The organism is Actinomadura sp. NPDC049382 (genome assembly GCF_040677125.1).
GTDB lineage: Bacteria > Actinomycetota > Actinomycetes > Streptosporangiales > Streptosporangiaceae > Spirillospora > Spirillospora geliboluensis.
Window position 1 is genome coordinate 23,695 of sequence record NZ_JBFARO010000003.1, and the last position, 15,418, is coordinate 39,112.

Consider the following 15,418-nt stretch of genomic DNA (forward strand, 5'->3'; position numbering starts at 1 on the left):
CTCCTGCTGCCTTTATGTCGGGCCGGAACGACATAAACAGGGCAGTCCGCATCGGGTGCACCCCCGGTCCCGCTGAGTGGGATCTGGATCACAGTCGGTGCCCGCGGTGGCCACCGTGGTCGGCGTGGAACAGGAGAAGACCGCCGTCCTGGGCGACGACCGCCCGGGCCGCGAGACCGCGTTCGCGGAGCTGGTCGCGGCCCGCGCCGGCGACGACCGCACGGCCCTGGCCTTCGAGGACGCGTCCTGGACGTGGCGTGAGGTCGTCGCCGAGTCCCGGCGCCGCGCGGGGCTCGTCCGCGGGCTGCGCGGCCACGCCGGGCTGTTCCTGGAGAACGGCCCCGAGCACCTGTTCTGGCTGCTCGGCCTGGCGCTCGCCGGGATCCCGGTCGTCGAGCTGAACCCGACCCGCCGGGGCGCCGAACTGGCCCGCGACATCGCGCACACCGACTGCGGGCTGCTGGTCACCGAGACGTCCCGCGCGCCACTGCTGGACGGCCTCGCCGACATTCGGACGCTCACCGTCGACACCCCCGGCTACCGCGACGCCCTGGCCGCCGCCGAGCCCGCGCCGCCCGTCACCGTCTCCCCGGAGACGATCTTCTCGCTGGTCTTCACCTCCGGCACGACCTCGGCGCCCAAGGCCGTCATCTGCTCGCAGGGCAGGCTCGGCCGGATCGCCGTCCAGCAGCGCGACCGCCGCGCGCTCACCCGCGACGACGTCTTCTACGTCGTCATGCCGATGTTCCACTCGAACGCCCTGATGGCCGGGATCGCGCCCGCCGTCGCGACGGGCGGCCGCATCGTGCTGCGCCGCAAGTTCTCCGCCTCGGGCTTCCTGCCGGACGTCCGCCGCCACGGCGTCACGTTCTTCAACTACGTCGGCAAGCCCCTCAACTACATCCTGGCCACCCCGGAGCGGCCGGACGACGCCGACAACCCGCTGCGCATCGCGTTCGGCAACGAGGCGAACGAGCGCGACATCGCCGAGTTCGCGCGCCGCTTCGGCTGCAGGGTCATCGACTCCTACGGGTCCAGCGAGGGCGAGATCCGGCTGAACCGCGTCCCGGGCACGCCCCGGGGCTCGCTGGGCGTCGCCGAGGTCGGGACCCTCGTCATCGACCCGGACACGCTCCAGGAATGCCCGCGCGCCAAGTTCGACGAGAACGGCACGCTGCTCAACGCCGCGGAGGCCATCGGCGAGATCGTCGACACCAACGGCGCCGGCAAGTTCGAGGGCTACTACAACAACCCGGAGGCGACGGCGCGGCGCGTCCGCAACGGCTGGACCTGGTCGGGCGACCTCGCCTACCGCGACGAGGACGGCTACTGGTACTTCGCCGGCCGCGACGACGAATGGCTGCGCGTGGACGGCGAGAACTTCGCCGCCGCCCCCGTCGAACGCCTCCTGGCCCGCTACGAGCCCTTCACCGACGTCGCCGTCTACGCCGTCCCGGACGCGCACGTGGGCGACCAGGTGATGGCCGCCGTGACGCTCGCCGAGGGCCGCGCCTTCGACCCCGCGTCCTTTACCGCCTTCCTGGCGGCCCAACCGGACCTGGGCACGAAGTGGACGCCCCGCTACATCCGCCTCGTGGACGCCCTGCCCCGCACCCCCACCAACAAGGTCATCAAACGCACCCTCCGCGACGCGGCCTGGAACACCCCCGACCCCGTCTACGAGTACCGCGACGGCACCTACGAACTGACCTGAGAGGCCCCTCCCGTCCGGCGGACATCCGCCCGCCCTTGTGGAAGCGGCGGTTCGCGGGGGGGTCGCGGCGGTGCGCCGCGTCGGCGGCGTCCACACAGTGCAGGTGGTGGACGCCCGCGCCGACGCCGATCCGCCCTGGCTCGTCACCGAGCACGGTGCGTTCTCCGCTTCGGCGGTCGCGGAACTCGGCGCCGGCCTGGCCGAGGGCCTGAGGGCGATCCACGAGACCGATCGATGCCCTCGGCTACCGCGCCGTCAACGAGGACCCCGACCTGGACGGAGTTCCTCGACCGCTGCTCCGCGCTCGTCCAGGACGAGGACGCCACGCTGCCGGCGACCGTCGGCTCGCTTGAGAACACGCGGCGCCGCGAGGTGGCCGCCTACCGCGACCTGGAGGCGTCCGGCCGGTTCGGCATGACCCGTGTCGAGGACGACGGCTGACCACGGACCTGTGCCGCCGGTCAGGTCAGCAGGACGACCTTGCCGCGGCCGTGGCCGGTGGCGACCTCGCGGTGCGCGTCGGCGGCACGCTCCAGCGGGAAGGACGCCCGCACGTGGATGCGCAGGCGGCCCTCGTCGTAGAAGCGCGCGGCCTCGGCGATGCGGAGCACCGACCGCTTCGTGGGCGGGATCGTCCGCACGCCGAGGTCGGCGGCGCGCGCGTGGTCGACCAGCGTGAAGATGCGGGTCCGGTCCTTGACCAGGTCGAGCGACACGTCCAGGGCATCGCCGCCGGCGCCGTCCAGGGCGGCGTCCGCGCCGTCCGGCGCCAGGGCGCGCACGCGCTCCTCCAGCCCGTCCCCGTAGGTGACGGGGATCGCGCCGAGCGAGCGGAGGTAGTCGTGGTTGGCCTCGCGGGCGGTCCCGATGACCGTCGCGCCGGCGATGCGGGCGAGCTGGACGGCGACCGTCCCGACACCGCCCGCCGCGGCGTGGACGAGCAGGGTGTCGCCCTCCCCGATCGCCATCTCCTCCAGCGCGATGTGCGGAGTCATGACGGCGGCCGGGAAGCCGCCCGCCACGTCCCACGGCATGCTCGCGGGCTTGGCCGTCACCGCGTCGGCCGGGACGACGACGTACTCGGCGTAGGCGGTGAGACGGCAGAAGCCCAGCACCTCCTCGCCCGGCCGGACGGTGGCGACGCCCGCGCCCACCTCGTCCACCACGCCCGCGAACTCGTTGCCGGGGACGCGCGGAAAGCCCTCCGGCGTCCCGGGCGGCGTCCATCCCTCCCGGATGGCCAGGTCGTAGGGCTGCACCCCGGCGGCCCGCACCCGGACCCGCACCTCGCCCGGTCCCGGCTCGGGCGCCGGCAGCTCCAGCGGCCTCAGCACGTCCGGCCCGCCCGGCTCGTCGAATCCCATCGCCTTCATGACGTCCCCCTTCATCAGTGATCAGGGACGACGCTAAGACCTCAAGCAACCTTGAGGTCAAGCCGTGCGGGAGCGGAGCAGTCGCGGCCAGCAGGACGGGCGGCGGATACCGGTGAGCAGGACGGGAAGCGGATCGGAGTAGGAGGCGCGGGCCCGGATCGTCCCGTCGGCGAGCGCGAACCGGTCGCAGACCCGAAAACGGACGGGCTTTCGCCCGAGGGTCGCGGCGCAGTCCGACTCGATGAACACGGTGCCGCCCTGCACCGCGCTGGTCCGGACGGTCAGGTCCATGTCGGGGAACAGGGCGAACAGCCGCCGGAACATGCGCTCGACCTCGGCGAGCCCGTGCGCGTCGGGGAACATCGGCTGGGTGAAGACCGCCTCGCCGTGGATGAGCGGCCGGAAATGGCCGAGGAACGCGTCCGGCTTGGGCAGCGCCCAGCCCTCGGCGAAGACGGCGGGGAACTCGTCCGGCGTCATCGGGCCGCCCTTCGCGAGAGGAAGCCGGCGAGCAGTCCGGTGAGCCGGTCGGGCCGGTCGTGCGGGACGAACGTGCCGGAGCCCGCGACCGTCTCCAGCTCTTCATGACTGACAGTCGAAAACTGACTCATGGTCGAAGACTGTAATCTGGTCGGCATGTCCGTCAAGAGCCGCCGTGCCGAATACAGGGAACTCACCCGGGGCGCGGTGCTCCAGGCCGCGCGGGAGCTGTTCACCGAGCGGGGCTTCGCGACCGCCACGATCGACGACGTCGCCGACGCGGCGCGCGTCGGCAAGGGGTCGGTGTACTACCACTTCACCGACAAGGCCCACCTGTTCGAGGCGGTGTTCACCGAGGGCCAGCACCGGCTGGTGGAGGCGGTCGTCGCGGCGGCGGCCCGGCACGACACCCCGTGGGAGCGGCTCATGGCCGCCCTGGACGCCTACATGGACGGGACGGTCGCCGATGCCGCGCACCGCTCCCTGCTGCAGCAGGCCCCGGCGGCGCTGGGCGTCGAACGGTGCCGGGAGCTCGACGCGGAACTGGGGCTGTCCGCCGTCCGCGCGCTCCTGAAGGATCTGGCGGCGGCCGGCGAACTCGCGGTCGACGCGATCGACATGCTCACGCGCCTGCTGTTCAGCGCGCTGTGCGAGGCGGCCATGACCGCCGGGGCCGCCCCCGACCCGGCCCGGGCCCGGGACGAGGCGGCCGGCGTGCTCCGAGCGATCATGGCCGGGCTGCGGCGGGGCTGACCCTCACTCCGGCCCGCCGGCGAAGGCGGCGATGAGCGCCCACACCTGGTCCGGCTGCTCCTCCTGGGCGAAATGGCCCGCGTCCTCGATGATCGCGGTCGTCAGGTTCTCGATTCCGGCCTTGCGGAAGCCGGCCGCGTAGCCCGGCATGGCGCCGTGCTCGCCGTCGCCTCGCAGGTAGAGGACGGGTGTCGTGGTCGGCTCGGTGAGCGCGGCGTTGTCCCCGGCGTCCTTTGCGAAGGTCCGGTAGAGGTCGAAACCGGCCGTCAGCGCGGTGTCGCTCTCGTAGGCGGCGACGTGGGCGGCGCGCGACTCGGGGGTGATCCTGGACGGGTCCACCGACAGCACGTCGTAGAAGTAGTCGAAGTACTCGGCCTGCCGCCCGCGCACGAGGGTCTCGGGCAGGGAGGGGACCGAGTTCAGCCCGAAGTGCCAGATGTACGGGTTCCGCAGGACGTCGCTCCACGGGTCGACCCCGGGGATCACCGTGTTCATGATGACCGCGCGGGCCACGGGATACCGGCGCAGGTACGCGTAGGCGACCATTCCCCCGGCGTCGTGCCCGACCAGTGTGAGATCGGTCAGGGACAGTTGCTCGACCAGGGCGTGCACCACGGACGCCAGCCCCGCCTTCGACCCGTCCGCGCCGCCCGTCGAGCCGCCGATGCCGGGCAGGTCGAGGGCGATGACGCGCGCGTCGGGCGGGGCGGCGTCCATCAGGGGCTTCCACGTCCGCCACGACTCGGGCCAGCCGTGCAGGAACAGGTAGGGCCGCCCGGACGGGTCTCCCGACTCCTCGACATGCAGCGACCGGCCGTCCACCGAGATAATAGACATGATTCATGTCTATCAGAGCACATGCATCATGTCGAATATGATGGACGCCGTGGACGGCCCTCGCTACGAACGTGGAACCGGGTTCCTGCTGGCCCGCGTGGGGTCGCTCACGGCCCGCTCATGGACGGCCTTCCTGGCCGCCCATGACCTGACGCAAGGCCAGTACGCGGTCCTCTTCACCCTCGACGAACGCGGCTCGACGGGCCAGCGGCGACTCGCCGAACTCGTCGCCGTGGACGCGCGCAACATCGTCGCCGTCCTCGACCCGCTGTCCCGCAGGCGCCTCATCGAGCGCCGGACCGACGCCACCGACCGCCGGCGCCGCCTCATCGCGCTCACCGAGGAGGGGACGGCCCTCGTCCGGGACCTCGCGAGCAGAGCGGCCCAGGAGCAGGAGGACTTCCTGGAACCCCTGGGCCGCGATGACCGCCTGCAGCTGAACCGGCTGCTCAAACGCCTCTACGAGGCGCACGTCGAAGGTGGTTAGGACGGGTCGGGCAGCATCCGCTTCATCGCCTCGTGGGCGCCGAGGACCTTGCGGTCGCGGGGGAAGCCCGCCCGCTTCCGCGCCGCCTCGTAGTTGCCGCCCGCGACCCAGACCGGGCCGTCCTTCAGGTGCTCCAGGCCCTCGCGGGCGATGTCGTCGGGCTCGGCGACGTTCAGGCCCGGCATGTCCATGTTGAGGCCGGCGCGTTCCATCGCCGGGGTGCGGGTCACGCCGAGGACGAGCTCCAGGACGTCCACCCCGTGCTCGCGCATCTCCAGCCACAGGCCCTCGGCGAAGACGCGGCCGAACGCCTTGACGGCGGAGTAGATGCTGATCTGCGCCTGCCCCATGTACCCGGCGAGGGAGCCGACGAGCAGCAGGCCGCCGCGGCCCCGCTCCTTCATCAGGGCGCCGAAGTGGTGGGTGAACGCGAGCTGCGCGGTGATGTTCAGGTCGATGACGCCCTGGAAGCGCTCCAGGTCGCCGGTGACGAACTCGTGGCCGTAGCTGTTCGCGCCCGCGTTGAAGATCATCAGGCCGACGTCCAGGCCGTCGGTGACCTCGCGGACCTTCTTCAGCGGGTCGGGGGAGATCAGGTCCAGCTCCACCGTGCGGACCTCCACCCCCTTCGCCCGGACCGCGGCGGCGGTCTCCGCCAGCGGGCCCGGCTTGCGGGCGATCAGCACGAGGTTCAGGCCCGCGTCGGCGAGGCGGTGTGCGAACGCGGCGCCGACCCCCTCCGAGCCGCCGGCGATGACGGCCCACGGGCCATAGGTGTCGATCATTGCTCTCCGTCCAGGTCCGGGGTCCAGGCGACGCCGTTGACGTGCGCGCCGCCGTCCGCGAACAGGGTGTTGCCGGTCAGGTAGCGGGCGTCCTCGGACGCGAGGAACACCGCCACCGGTGCGATGTCGGTCTCCGGGTCGCCGAGGCGGCCCATCGGGTTGGCGCGGTCGGCCGCGGCCTCGATCTCCGGGTGCTCGGACGCCATCCGCCGGAACGCCGCGCTCTTGGCGCCCGGGCAGATCGCGTTGACGACGACGCCCGTCGGCGCCCACTCGCGGGCGGCCGTGCGCGTCAGCGTCCGGAGGGCCTCCTTGGCCGAGTTGTACTCCAGGGTCCCCATGTGGGCGTTGACCCCGTTCAGCGAGCACATGTTGATGACGCGCCCCCACCCGCGCGCCTTCATGTGGGGGAACGCGGCCTGCATCGCCCACAGCGGGCCGTAGTAGCCCATCGCGAAGCCGCGGGCGAGCTGCTCGTCGGTCTTGGTCTCGACGCGGCTCACCGTGCCGGCGCCCCAGGCGTTGTTGACCAGGACGTCGACCGAGCCCCACGCCTCGACGGCCGCCGCGACCATGCCGTGGACCTGCGCCTTGTCGGTCACGTCCGTCCGGACGAACCGCGCCTCGGCGCCGAACTCCGCGGCCAGCTCGCGCGCCACCGCCGCGCCGCTGCCGGCGTTCAGCTCCGCCACCAGGACGCGGGCGCCCTCGGCGGCGAAGCGGCGCGCCACGCCGCGTCCGATGCCGTCGCCCGCGCCCGTCACGACCGCGACGCGGCCGGCCAGCCGTCCGGTCACTCGACCACCTGGACGGCGCCGGTCAGCGCCGCCTCCTGGATCGCCGAGCGCAGCGCCGGGCAGGTCTCGTGCGGGTCCTCGGCGAGGTTCACGCACGCGGCCCGCGCGGCGGCGTTCCACTGGATGCTCGTCTGCTCCCAGCTCGACTTGCGCACCAGCACCTCGGCGGCGCAGCGGCGGCAGGAGACGGGCACCAGCGGGCCGTCCAGGAGGCGCTCGTCCTGGCGTGTCGTCACGCCGAGGCCCCCTCGGCGTCCAGGCGCGCGAGGTTCTCCTCGACCTCCTTCTTCCACGACTCCACCGGACGGGTCGTGTCGATCTCGAACTCGAACCGGTCGGTCATCTCCGGCTTGACGTCGGCGACGTCCACGTAGAACTGCTCGTACCAGCGGCGCAGCTGGTAGACGGGGCCGTCCTCCTCGCACAGCAGCGGGTTGTCGATGCGGGTCTTGTTCTTCCAGATCTCGACGTCCTGCTGGAAGCCGATCAGGATGAACTCCGACAGCTTCTGCGCGGTCGCCTCGGCCGCCTCCGGCGGGAGGGCGTCGCTGTGCTGGACGATGATCCCCGAGTGCAGCGAGAACGAGTTCTCGTCGATCGGGTAGTGGCAGTTGATCAGGACCGAGTTCAGGTCGTACCCCTCGTAGTGGTACGTCAGCTCGTCGATCATGAAGGAGGGGCCGTGGTAGGACGCCACGGAGGTGTTGCCGAGCATCCGCGGCCCGCCGCCGCCGGAGCCCTCGCGCCTGCGGCGGGAGTCCTCCCGGGTCACGCCCTTCATGATCTGCGTGGCGGTCTGGCCCTCGAAGATGTTCTTGAAGTACGTCGGGAACGACTGGTGGATGTAGAAGAAGTGGGCCATGTCGACCACGTTGTCGATGACCTCGCGGGCGTTGGTGTGGACCACCTGCTCCGTCCAGCGCCAGTCGGTCCAGTCGTCGCGGGTCGCGCCCTCGATCACCGGGATCGTGACGTCCGCCGGGGGCTGGTTGCCCTCCGGGTCGTTCCAGACGAACAGCAGCTTGTCCTGCTCCATCGTCGGCCACGCGGCGGTGCGGGCGCGCAGCGGGACGCGGCGCGAGTACGGGATCTTCTTGCAGCGCCCGTCGCCGCCCCAGCGCCAGTCGTGGAAGGGGCAGGCGATCTCGTTGCCCTTGACGGTGCCCTGGGACAGGTCGCCGCCCATGTGCCGGCAGTAGCCGTCCAGGACGTTGGTCTTCCCGTCCTCACCGGTGAACACGACGAGCTTCTGGCCGAACGCGTGGACCGTGTGGGGCTTGCCGTCCTTGAAGGTCTCGGCCAGCCCGAGGCAGTGCCATCCCCGGGCGAAACGGCGGGAGATCGCCTCCGCCTCGATGGCGCGGACGGCGTCCGACTCGGTTGCGGTCACGTGGATCATCCCTTCGGCGATGGCTGGGTAAATCGAACGTTAGGTCGCAGGTCACCGTCCCGGCCGGTGAGTCCCGGTGGCCGGGACGCCCGCCCTCGCGGCGGCACGGCAGCATGGTCTCCTGCAGAAGCCGTATCAGGAAGACGGGAGCAGGGATGAGCAACGAGGTCCTGGACGCCGTGCGCGAGCTGCTGCCGGGCATCGCCGAGCGGGCCCGGTCCGTGGACGAGAAGGGGGGCATCCCCGCCGAGACGATCCGCGAGCTGACCGCCGCCGGGGTGTTCCGGATGCTGCAGCCCGCCCGGTACGGCGGCGCCGAGGGCGACCCGGTGGCCTTCTACGAGGTGGTCCGGGAGATCTCCGGCGCGTGCGGGTCGACCGGCTGGGTCGCCGCGATCCTCGGCGTCCACTCCTGGCACCTCGGCCTGTTCGCCGACGAGGCGCAGCGCGAGGTGTGGGGGGCCGGGCCCGACACCCTCGTCTCCTCGTCCTACGCGCCGATCGGCCGGCTCACCCCGGTCGACGGCGGCTACGAGCTGACCGGCCGCTGGTCGTTCTCGTCCGGCGTCGAGTTCGTCTCGTGGGCGCTGCTCGGCGCGCTCGTCGTCGGCGCGGAGGGCCGCCCGGTCGACTTCATGACGGTGCTCGTCCCGAAGCAGGACTACGAGATCCGCGAGGTCTGGGACTCGATGGGCCTGCGCGGCACCGCCAGCGACGACATCGTGGTGGAGCGGGCGTTCGTGCCGTCCCACCGGGCCATGCGCAACTTCGAGCAGGCGCAGCTGCGCAACCCGGGCCGCAAGGTCAACACCGGCCCGCTGTACCGGATGCCGTTCGGGACGATCTTCACCAGCACCGTCGCGGCCAGCGTGATCGGCATGGCGGCCGGCTGCCACGACCACTACGTGGCGAGGATGCGCGACCGTATCCGGCTCAGCCTCGGCGGCGGCCGCTTCGTCGAGGACCCGCATGCCCAGGTCGCGGTCGCGCGCGCCGCGTCGGAGATCGACGCCGCGATCCTGCAGACCGACCGGAACGTCCGGGAGATCCACGAGTACGCGGCCCGCAACGAGAAGATCCCGATGGAGCTGCGGCTGCGCGCCCGCCGCGACCAGGTCCGCGGCACCGAGCGCGCGATCGAGGCGATCGACATCCTGTTCAAGACCGCCGGCGGCAACTCGCTGCACCGCGGCAACGTCATCGAGCGCGCCTGGCGGGACGCCCACGCCGGCAGCGTCCACGTGGCCAACGACGTCGAGCACGCCCTGTCCATGTGGGGCCGCGGCGTCTTCGGCCTCAAGGTCGAGGACAACCTGGTCTAGATCCGGCGCACGCCACCGGTGGCGGCGTGCGCCGGACGCCCGTTAGGGAGAGGCGGGTCAGGAGCCGCCGCGCCGGTCGTGCAGGTGCCGGAGCGCCCGCTTGAACGCCCGCGCGTGCGCGGCCTCGTCCCCGGCGATCTCCGTGAAGAGCCGCGCGGCCTTCCGGTCGCCCTCGGCCCGCGCGGTGCGGGCGAAGCCCGGATACATCTTCGTGGCCTCGTAGGTCTCCCCGGCGATGCTCCGGCGCAGGTTGTCCGCGGTGTTGTGGACGAACCCGGCGAGTACGGCCTCGCCGGCGAAGTGCTCGGTCAGCTCCACCGCGGCGGCGCGCTGGAACAGCCGGGCCAGCTTCGGGTTGCGGGCCTTCGCGTGCTCGGCGTACAGGGTGTACTTCGCGTTCGCGAACGCCTCGCCGCGCATCGCGGTCTCCAGGTTGCGCAGCGTCCGCTTCGACCGGACCTTCGGCCGGCCCGCGACGACCCGGACGGGGTCGGCCTTCTGCCCGGCGGGGATGTGCCCGCCGTGGTGCGTGATCGCGTTGAGCGCCTTCGCGAAATCGCGGGCGTGCCGCCGCTCGTCGCCGGCGATCTCGGTGAACAGGCGGGCCGCGTCGTGGTCCCCGTCCGCCCGCGCCTCGCGGGCGAAGCGCGGGTACATGCGCGTCGCCTCCTCCCGCTCGCCCTTGATGCTCTCGCGCAGGTTCGCCGCGTCACCGTGGACGAAGTGGATGAGGCGCGCCTCCTTGGTGAAGTGGTCGTGGAGTTCGGTACGCGCGGCGTCGGTGAACAGGCGGCGCGGCTCGCCCAGATGCTCGTGACCGGCCTGTCCGGCGTAGAAGTGGTAGCTCGCGTGCGCCATGGCCTCACCGTGCATCGCGGTGAGCGTGTTCTGCCGGGTCTTGGGGTGGTTCTCCGCGGCGGACGCCACTTCCGGCGGGAGCGCCGTCCCGATCAGTACCGCCGCCGCGCAGGCGACGCCGGCGCAGGTCCGGGTGAGCCCCGATGTGGTCATGCTCGGTCCTCCTCGATCGTGTGCGCGACGGCAGACCACCGCATACACAGTGAATGCGTTCGACCACATTGTGTTACCGGTGCCGGTCGCCCGCGCTACCCGAGGAGGATCGGGATTCGGTCAAACCGCCGTGAGGGCGCGCATCATGCGCGCCCTCACATGCTGCTTCCGTCTGGATGCCCGTGCTGGTCAGCAGGTGGTGGGCGGGGTTTCGCCGTTCTGGACGGACTTGGCGAACCGCAGGGCCGCGTCGAAGGACGCCGGGATGGCGCCCCGGTGGTCGGCTCCCTCGAACGGCCGGTAGGCGATGCTCCCGTAGCGCTTGCAGAGGTCGCCGACGATGTTCTGCGTCGCGGCGGGGGAGACCTCGCGGTCGGCGGTGCCCTGGACGACCAGCGTCGGGACCTTGATGGTCAGGCCGAGCGCCTCCTGCGAGTCGTAGTACCGCTCGAAACGCGTGAGGTCGGCGTCCGGGCGGAACACGTTGTCCAGCGCCAGGTTCTTGCTGAGCTGCTTGAGCTGGAGCAGGCACGCGTCCGTGCGGCCGGCCTTGGCGACGGCGGCGGCGTCGCCGGTCAGCAGGTCCTCGGGGACGAACGCCGGGTCGGCCGCGTTCGCCCCGTTCAGCAGGACGAACAGGAACGGCAGCGCGATCTCGGCGCCGGGGTACTGCGCCTTGACGTACTGCGCGGTCTGGCTCATCAGGGAGCCCGGCGCGATCGCCACAGCGCCCTTCAGCCGCACGTCGCGGGGCTTCTGCGCGGCCGCCGCCGTGTAGAGCGTCGCCTGGCCGCCCTGGCTGTGCCCGGCCACGTACCAGTCGCGTCCGATGCGGTGGTCGGCCTTGCGGGCGGCCCGGACGATGTCGGTGACGGTGTTGGCCTCGCTGGCGCCGTGCATGTACGGGTGCCCGCCGGGCGTGCCGAGGCCCTCGTAGTCGGTCTGGACGACCGCGAACCCGTTCGCGACCCACTTGTCCAGGTACTGCTCGGTGACCGACAGGTAGTCGTGCGCCGGGCCGTCCGCGGTGTCGGCGGACGGCGCGCACCGGTCGGCGGTGCCGGTGGTGCCGTGCGCCCAGCTCAGCACCGGCCAGCCGCCGGGCGGCGGGGTGCCCTTCGGCACGGCGACCGTGCCCGACACCGTGATCGGCTTCCCGCCCACGCCCTCGGAGACGTAGGTGACGAAGCGGTTCGCGGACGCGCTCGGCAGCGCCGCGGCGTTCGCCAGCGGGCGGCTGCTCAGCAGCTTGCCGCGCTGTGCGGGCGCCGCCTGCGCGGGGACGGCGGCGATCCCGGCCGCCGCCGCGCAGGTGACGGCCGCGACCGCGACCCTTCCCATGATCTTCACGTGTGGTCCCTCCTGATGTGCTGGACGGCGCGGTAGGCGAACGCCATGGCCGACCCGATCGGAACGCCCGGCCCCGGGTAGACGGGGCCGGTGAACGAGGCACTGGTGTTGCCGGCGGCGTAGAGGCCGGGGATGGGGCGGCCCTCGCCGTCCAGGACGCGGGCGTCGGCGTCGGTGCGCAGCCCGCCCTTCGTCCCGAGGTCGCTCAGCACGACCTCCGCCGCGAAGTACGGGGCCTGGTCGACGGCGACGACGCACGGCCTCCCGCCGGAGAAGTACAGGTCGTAGGGGTCCTCGCCGCGGTGGAAGTCGTCGTCGGCGCCCTGGGCGGCGAAGCCGTTGAAGCGCTCGACGGTCGCGGTCAGCGCGTCGGCGGGCAGGCCGGTCTTCGCGGCGAGGTCGCCGATCGAGCCGGCCTGGACCCAGCGGCCGGACGCCACCTGCTCGTCGGCCGCCAGCGGCGGGACGGAGATCGCGGGCAGCCCGTCCGACCGTGCGTCGAAGATCAGGTGGAACGGTCCTTCGGCGGCGGCCATCTTCCGGCCCATCTGGTCGTAGGGGAGCGACTCGTTGGCGAAGCGGCGGCCCGAGCCGTCCACGATCAGCCCGCCCCGGAACCCGAGCGTGAACGCGGGCCGCCCGTCGGCGGTGAGCAGGCCGGGGCAGAACCACGCCTGGTCGAGCAGGCCGGTGGCCGCGCCGATCCGCACGGCCGCCTCGATCGCGTCGCCGGTGTTCGCGCCGTCCGGGGCCATCGTCCAGCCGGCGCCGCCCGGCACGCCGCGCGCCGCCCGCAGGTCGGCGGACGCCTCGAACCCGCCCGCCGCCAGCAGCACGCCCCGCGCGGCGCGGATCCTCCGGCCGCCCGCCTCGACGCCCGCGACCCGGCCGTCCTCGACGATCAGGCCGGTCAGCGGGGTCTCGGTCAGGACGGACCCGTTCCCGGTCGCGGTGATCGCCAGCAGCAGCCGCCCGATCAGCGCGCGGCCCTGCGCCAGCGGCTTCGCCGAGTGCCCCCGCCCGGCCCGGTCGCGGTCGACCGGCGGCCGCACCAGCCCCGCCCGCTCGCCGAGCCGCTCGACCGGCAGCTCCAGCGGCACGAACGACCGGCCCATGTCCATGCGGCCCGGCGCGGCGAAGTAGTCGGGGAACGCCTGGAACCGGAACTCGATCTCCGGGTCCTTCTCCAGGAACTCCACCAGCTCGGGCGCCGTCGCCAGGAACGCCTCCCGGCGCTCCTCCTCGGCGTCACCGAGCAGCGCCCGCAGGTACGTGCGCGCCGCCTCCGTCGAGTCGCCGAGCCCGGCCCGCTCCTGCACCCGCGTGCCGGGCAGCCAGATCGCCGACCCCGAGTACGCGGACGTCCCGCCGAGCACCGCCGTCTTCTCCAGGACGGCCGTCCGCAGCCCTCCGGAGGCCGCGGCGAGCGCCCCGGCCATCGCGCCGGCCCCCGAACCGGCCACCACCACGTCGTACTCGTCGTCCCAATTCGCCACGGTGACGTCCCCTCCAGGCTCGCGATCCCGGCGCGGGCACAACGTAAACGTGGCGTGCGACACGGGGGGCCGGCGCGTCCCACTGACCGGTATCGGCGATCGCGGGAAAGGCGCCGAGCCTGGATATTCTTCCTTGTCAGCACACCGATGGACCGGGGGGAGGACCGTGGCGAGGATCGCAGCGGCGAGGATGTCCGCCGAGCCCAGCTCACCCGAGCAGCACGACCGGCGGCAGCGCATCCTCCGCGCCGCGTCGCGCATCGGTACGGAGAAGTCCCTCGAACGCGTCCAGATGCACGAGGTGGCGAAGGCGGCCGGGGTGGCGATCGGCACCCTGTACCGGTACTTCCCGTCGAAGGTGCACCTGTTCACCGCGGTGATGGCGGCGCAGGTCGACCGGCTCCGCGAGCAGGTGTCCGAGCCCGCGCCCGGCGTCGCGCCCGAGGACGCGGTCGCCGACCTGCTGGTGCAGGCCAGCCGGAACCTGATGGCGCAGCCCGTCCTGTCGGCGTCGATGCTGCACGCGTCGAACACCGCGCACGTCGCGACCGTCGCCGACACCGTCCACATCGACAGCACGTTCCGCGAGATCCTGCTGCGCGCCGTGGGCATCGACGTCCCGACCGCGCAGGACGTCACGCTCGTCCGGCTGCTGATGCAGTGCTGGTACGGGGTGCTCCAGTCGAGCCTGAACGGCCGCGCCTCCATGGCGGACGTGGAGAGCGACATCCGGCTCGCCTGCCGGCTGCTGCTCGCCCCCCGCTCCAACGCGTCCGCGACCGACTCCCCGAACGACTCCGCCGACGGGGCGGCCTCCCAGTGATCGGGACGGTCCCGGCGGGGCGGCCGGGGCCGCGGCTAGCGTGCCGCCATGAATCGCTATGACGGCGTGAAAGTGCTGCTCACCGGGGCGGCGTCCGGCATCGGACGGGCCACGGCGATCCGCCTCACCTCCGAGGGCGCCGCGGTCTACGCCGTGGACCTCGCCGAGAAGGGCCTGGCCGAGACCGCCGCAGCGGTCACCGGGCCCGGAACCATCGCGACCCGCACCGCCGACGTGACCGACGAGCCCGCCGTGATCGCGGCCGTGGCGGACGCGGCGGAGACCCTCGGGGGCATCGACGTCCTGGTCAACGTCGCGGGGATCCACAAGACGACCCCCATCGAGACGCTGACCGTCGACGACCTGAACCGGCTGTTCTCCGTCAACCTCGTCGGCACCGCGCTGTTCTGCCGCGAGGCGCTCAAGCACCTGCCCGACCGCACCGGCGTGATCGTCAACACCGCCTCGCTGTCGGCCACGCAGGGCAACCCGTACATGACGGCGTACTCGGCGTCCAAGGGCGCCGTCCTGGCGTTCTCCCTCAGCCTCGCCGCCGAGCTGGCCGCGCGCCGCATCCGCGTCGTGCCGATCTCCCCGGGCGCGGTCGACACGCCGCTGGTGCGGTCGCCCGACATGTTCCCGCCCGGCCTCGACCTCGACTACTTCTCCAAGATCCGGTCCTACTACGGCGCCGCGCGGCCCGAGCAGATCGCCGCCGCGATCGCGTTCGCCGCGTCGTCCGACGCGGGCTACTACACCGGTGCCGACTTCCGCGTCGACGGCGGCGCCCACACCTAGGA

18 protein-coding genes are annotated in these 15,418 nt (G+C 72.6%); 7 read left to right on the forward strand and 11 right to left on the reverse strand.

Features of this window, described 5'->3' with window-relative positions; all coding sequences use genetic code 11:
- The first annotated feature begins 124 nt into the window (after window positions 1-124).
- Window positions 125-1,714 carry an AMP-binding protein gene (locus AB0K34_RS02645; RefSeq protein WP_364544857.1) on the forward strand — a complete coding sequence of 530 codons (1,590 nt, stop codon included), beginning with the start codon at window positions 125-127 and terminating at the stop codon, window positions 1,712-1,714.
- A gap of 234 nt (window positions 1,715-1,948) precedes the next feature.
- Window positions 1,949-2,155 (forward strand): hypothetical protein, encoded by a 207-nt coding sequence (locus AB0K34_RS02650; RefSeq protein ID WP_364544859.1) that lies wholly within the window; start codon window positions 1,949-1,951, stop codon window positions 2,153-2,155.
- A 20-nt stretch (window positions 2,156-2,175) separates the two neighbouring features.
- Here the strand turns inward: AB0K34_RS02650 and AB0K34_RS02655 are convergent, their stop codons facing one another.
- Genes AB0K34_RS02655 through AB0K34_RS02665 form a run of 3 tightly spaced genes read right to left on the reverse strand, consistent with a single transcriptional unit; the run spans window position 2,176 to window position 3,698 of the window.
- The gene (locus AB0K34_RS02655) at window positions 2,176-3,087 is read right to left on the reverse strand and encodes an NADP-dependent oxidoreductase (RefSeq protein WP_364544862.1); all 912 of its coding nucleotides are present in this window, start codon (window positions 3,085-3,087) and stop codon (window positions 2,176-2,178) included.
- A 57-nt stretch (window positions 3,088-3,144) separates the two neighbouring features.
- Window positions 3,145-3,567: a nuclear transport factor 2 family protein gene (locus AB0K34_RS02660; protein WP_138635306.1), complete on the reverse strand. Its 423-nt coding sequence runs from the start codon at window positions 3,565-3,567 to the stop codon at window positions 3,145-3,147.
- Complete coding sequence (locus AB0K34_RS02665) at window positions 3,564-3,698, reverse strand: hypothetical protein (RefSeq protein WP_364544864.1); 135 nt, start codon at window positions 3,696-3,698, stop codon at window positions 3,564-3,566. Before AB0K34_RS02665 ends, AB0K34_RS02660 begins: the two co-directional genes overlap by 4 nt.
- Window positions 3,699-3,723: 25 nt before the next feature.
- On the opposite strand from AB0K34_RS02665, the gene AB0K34_RS02670 reads away from it, so the two are divergent.
- The gene (locus AB0K34_RS02670) at window positions 3,724-4,320 is read left to right on the forward strand and encodes a TetR family transcriptional regulator (RefSeq protein ID WP_301174699.1); all 597 of its coding nucleotides are present in this window, start codon (window positions 3,724-3,726) and stop codon (window positions 4,318-4,320) included.
- A gap of 3 nt (window positions 4,321-4,323) precedes the next feature.
- Here AB0K34_RS02670 and AB0K34_RS02675 read toward each other — a convergent pair whose 3' ends face one another.
- Window positions 4,324-5,157, reverse strand: a complete 834-nt coding sequence (locus AB0K34_RS02675) for an alpha/beta hydrolase (RefSeq protein WP_364544868.1) — start codon at window positions 5,155-5,157, stop codon at window positions 4,324-4,326.
- A gap of 49 nt (window positions 5,158-5,206) precedes the next feature.
- Between AB0K34_RS02675 and AB0K34_RS02680 the strand changes: the two genes are divergently transcribed.
- Window positions 5,207-5,644 carry a MarR family winged helix-turn-helix transcriptional regulator gene (locus AB0K34_RS02680; RefSeq protein WP_171068884.1) on the forward strand — a complete coding sequence of 146 codons (438 nt, stop codon included), beginning with the start codon at window positions 5,207-5,209 and terminating at the stop codon, window positions 5,642-5,644.
- On the opposite strand, the gene AB0K34_RS02685 is transcribed toward AB0K34_RS02680, so the two are convergent.
- From AB0K34_RS02685 to AB0K34_RS02700, 4 genes are read right to left on the reverse strand one after another with little or no spacing between them, the layout of a single operon-like run.
- A complete protein-coding gene (locus AB0K34_RS02685; RefSeq protein ID WP_138635310.1) occupies window positions 5,641-6,429 on the reverse strand; it encodes an SDR family NAD(P)-dependent oxidoreductase in 789 nt (262 codons plus the stop codon). The two genes, AB0K34_RS02680 and AB0K34_RS02685, sit on opposite strands and share 4 nt — an antisense overlap.
- Complete coding sequence (locus tag AB0K34_RS02690; protein WP_138635311.1) at window positions 6,426-7,226, reverse strand: SDR family oxidoreductase; 801 nt, start codon at window positions 7,224-7,226, stop codon at window positions 6,426-6,428. The genes AB0K34_RS02685 and AB0K34_RS02690 overlap by 4 nt, the downstream gene beginning before the upstream one ends.
- On the reverse strand, window positions 7,223-7,462 hold the full coding sequence (locus tag AB0K34_RS02695; protein ID WP_138635312.1) for a ferredoxin: 240 nt from the start codon (window positions 7,460-7,462) through the stop codon (window positions 7,223-7,225). Before AB0K34_RS02695 ends, AB0K34_RS02690 begins: the two co-directional genes overlap by 4 nt.
- The gene (locus AB0K34_RS02700; RefSeq protein WP_138635313.1) at window positions 7,459-8,625 is read right to left on the reverse strand and encodes a Rieske 2Fe-2S domain-containing protein; all 1,167 of its coding nucleotides are present in this window, start codon (window positions 8,623-8,625) and stop codon (window positions 7,459-7,461) included. Before AB0K34_RS02700 ends, AB0K34_RS02695 begins: the two co-directional genes overlap by 4 nt.
- A 146-nt stretch (window positions 8,626-8,771) precedes the next feature.
- On the opposite strand from AB0K34_RS02700, the gene hsaA reads away from it, so the two are divergent.
- Entirely contained in the window at window positions 8,772-9,938 is a 1,167-nt protein-coding gene (gene hsaA, locus AB0K34_RS02705; protein WP_138635314.1) for a 3-hydroxy-9,10-secoandrosta-1,3,5(10)-triene-9,17-dione monooxygenase oxygenase subunit, read from the forward strand.
- Between the two features lie 57 nt (window positions 9,939-9,995).
- Here the strand turns inward: hsaA and AB0K34_RS02710 are convergent, their stop codons facing one another.
- The 3 genes from AB0K34_RS02710 to AB0K34_RS02720 form a co-directional block, all read right to left on the reverse strand.
- A complete protein-coding gene (locus AB0K34_RS02710; protein WP_205719129.1) occupies window positions 9,996-10,949 on the reverse strand; it encodes a ferritin family protein in 954 nt (317 codons plus the stop codon).
- A 189-nt stretch (window positions 10,950-11,138) separates the two neighbouring features.
- A complete protein-coding gene (locus tag AB0K34_RS02715) occupies window positions 11,139-12,290 on the reverse strand; it encodes an alpha/beta hydrolase (protein WP_240807299.1) in 1,152 nt (383 codons plus the stop codon).
- Between the two features lie 5 nt (window positions 12,291-12,295).
- The gene (locus AB0K34_RS02720) at window positions 12,296-13,795 is read right to left on the reverse strand and encodes an FAD-dependent oxidoreductase (protein ID WP_364544875.1); all 1,500 of its coding nucleotides are present in this window, start codon (window positions 13,793-13,795) and stop codon (window positions 12,296-12,298) included.
- Between the two features lie 166 nt (window positions 13,796-13,961).
- On the opposite strand from AB0K34_RS02720, the gene AB0K34_RS02725 reads away from it, so the two are divergent.
- Together AB0K34_RS02725 and AB0K34_RS02730 are read left to right on the forward strand one after the other, a co-directional pair.
- A complete protein-coding gene (locus tag AB0K34_RS02725) occupies window positions 13,962-14,618 on the forward strand; it encodes a TetR family transcriptional regulator (RefSeq protein WP_171069163.1) in 657 nt (218 codons plus the stop codon).
- A 48-nt stretch (window positions 14,619-14,666) separates the two neighbouring features.
- The gene (locus AB0K34_RS02730; RefSeq protein WP_138638316.1) at window positions 14,667-15,416 is read left to right on the forward strand and encodes an SDR family oxidoreductase; all 750 of its coding nucleotides are present in this window, start codon (window positions 14,667-14,669) and stop codon (window positions 15,414-15,416) included.
- Window positions 15,417-15,418: the final 2 nt, after the last annotated feature.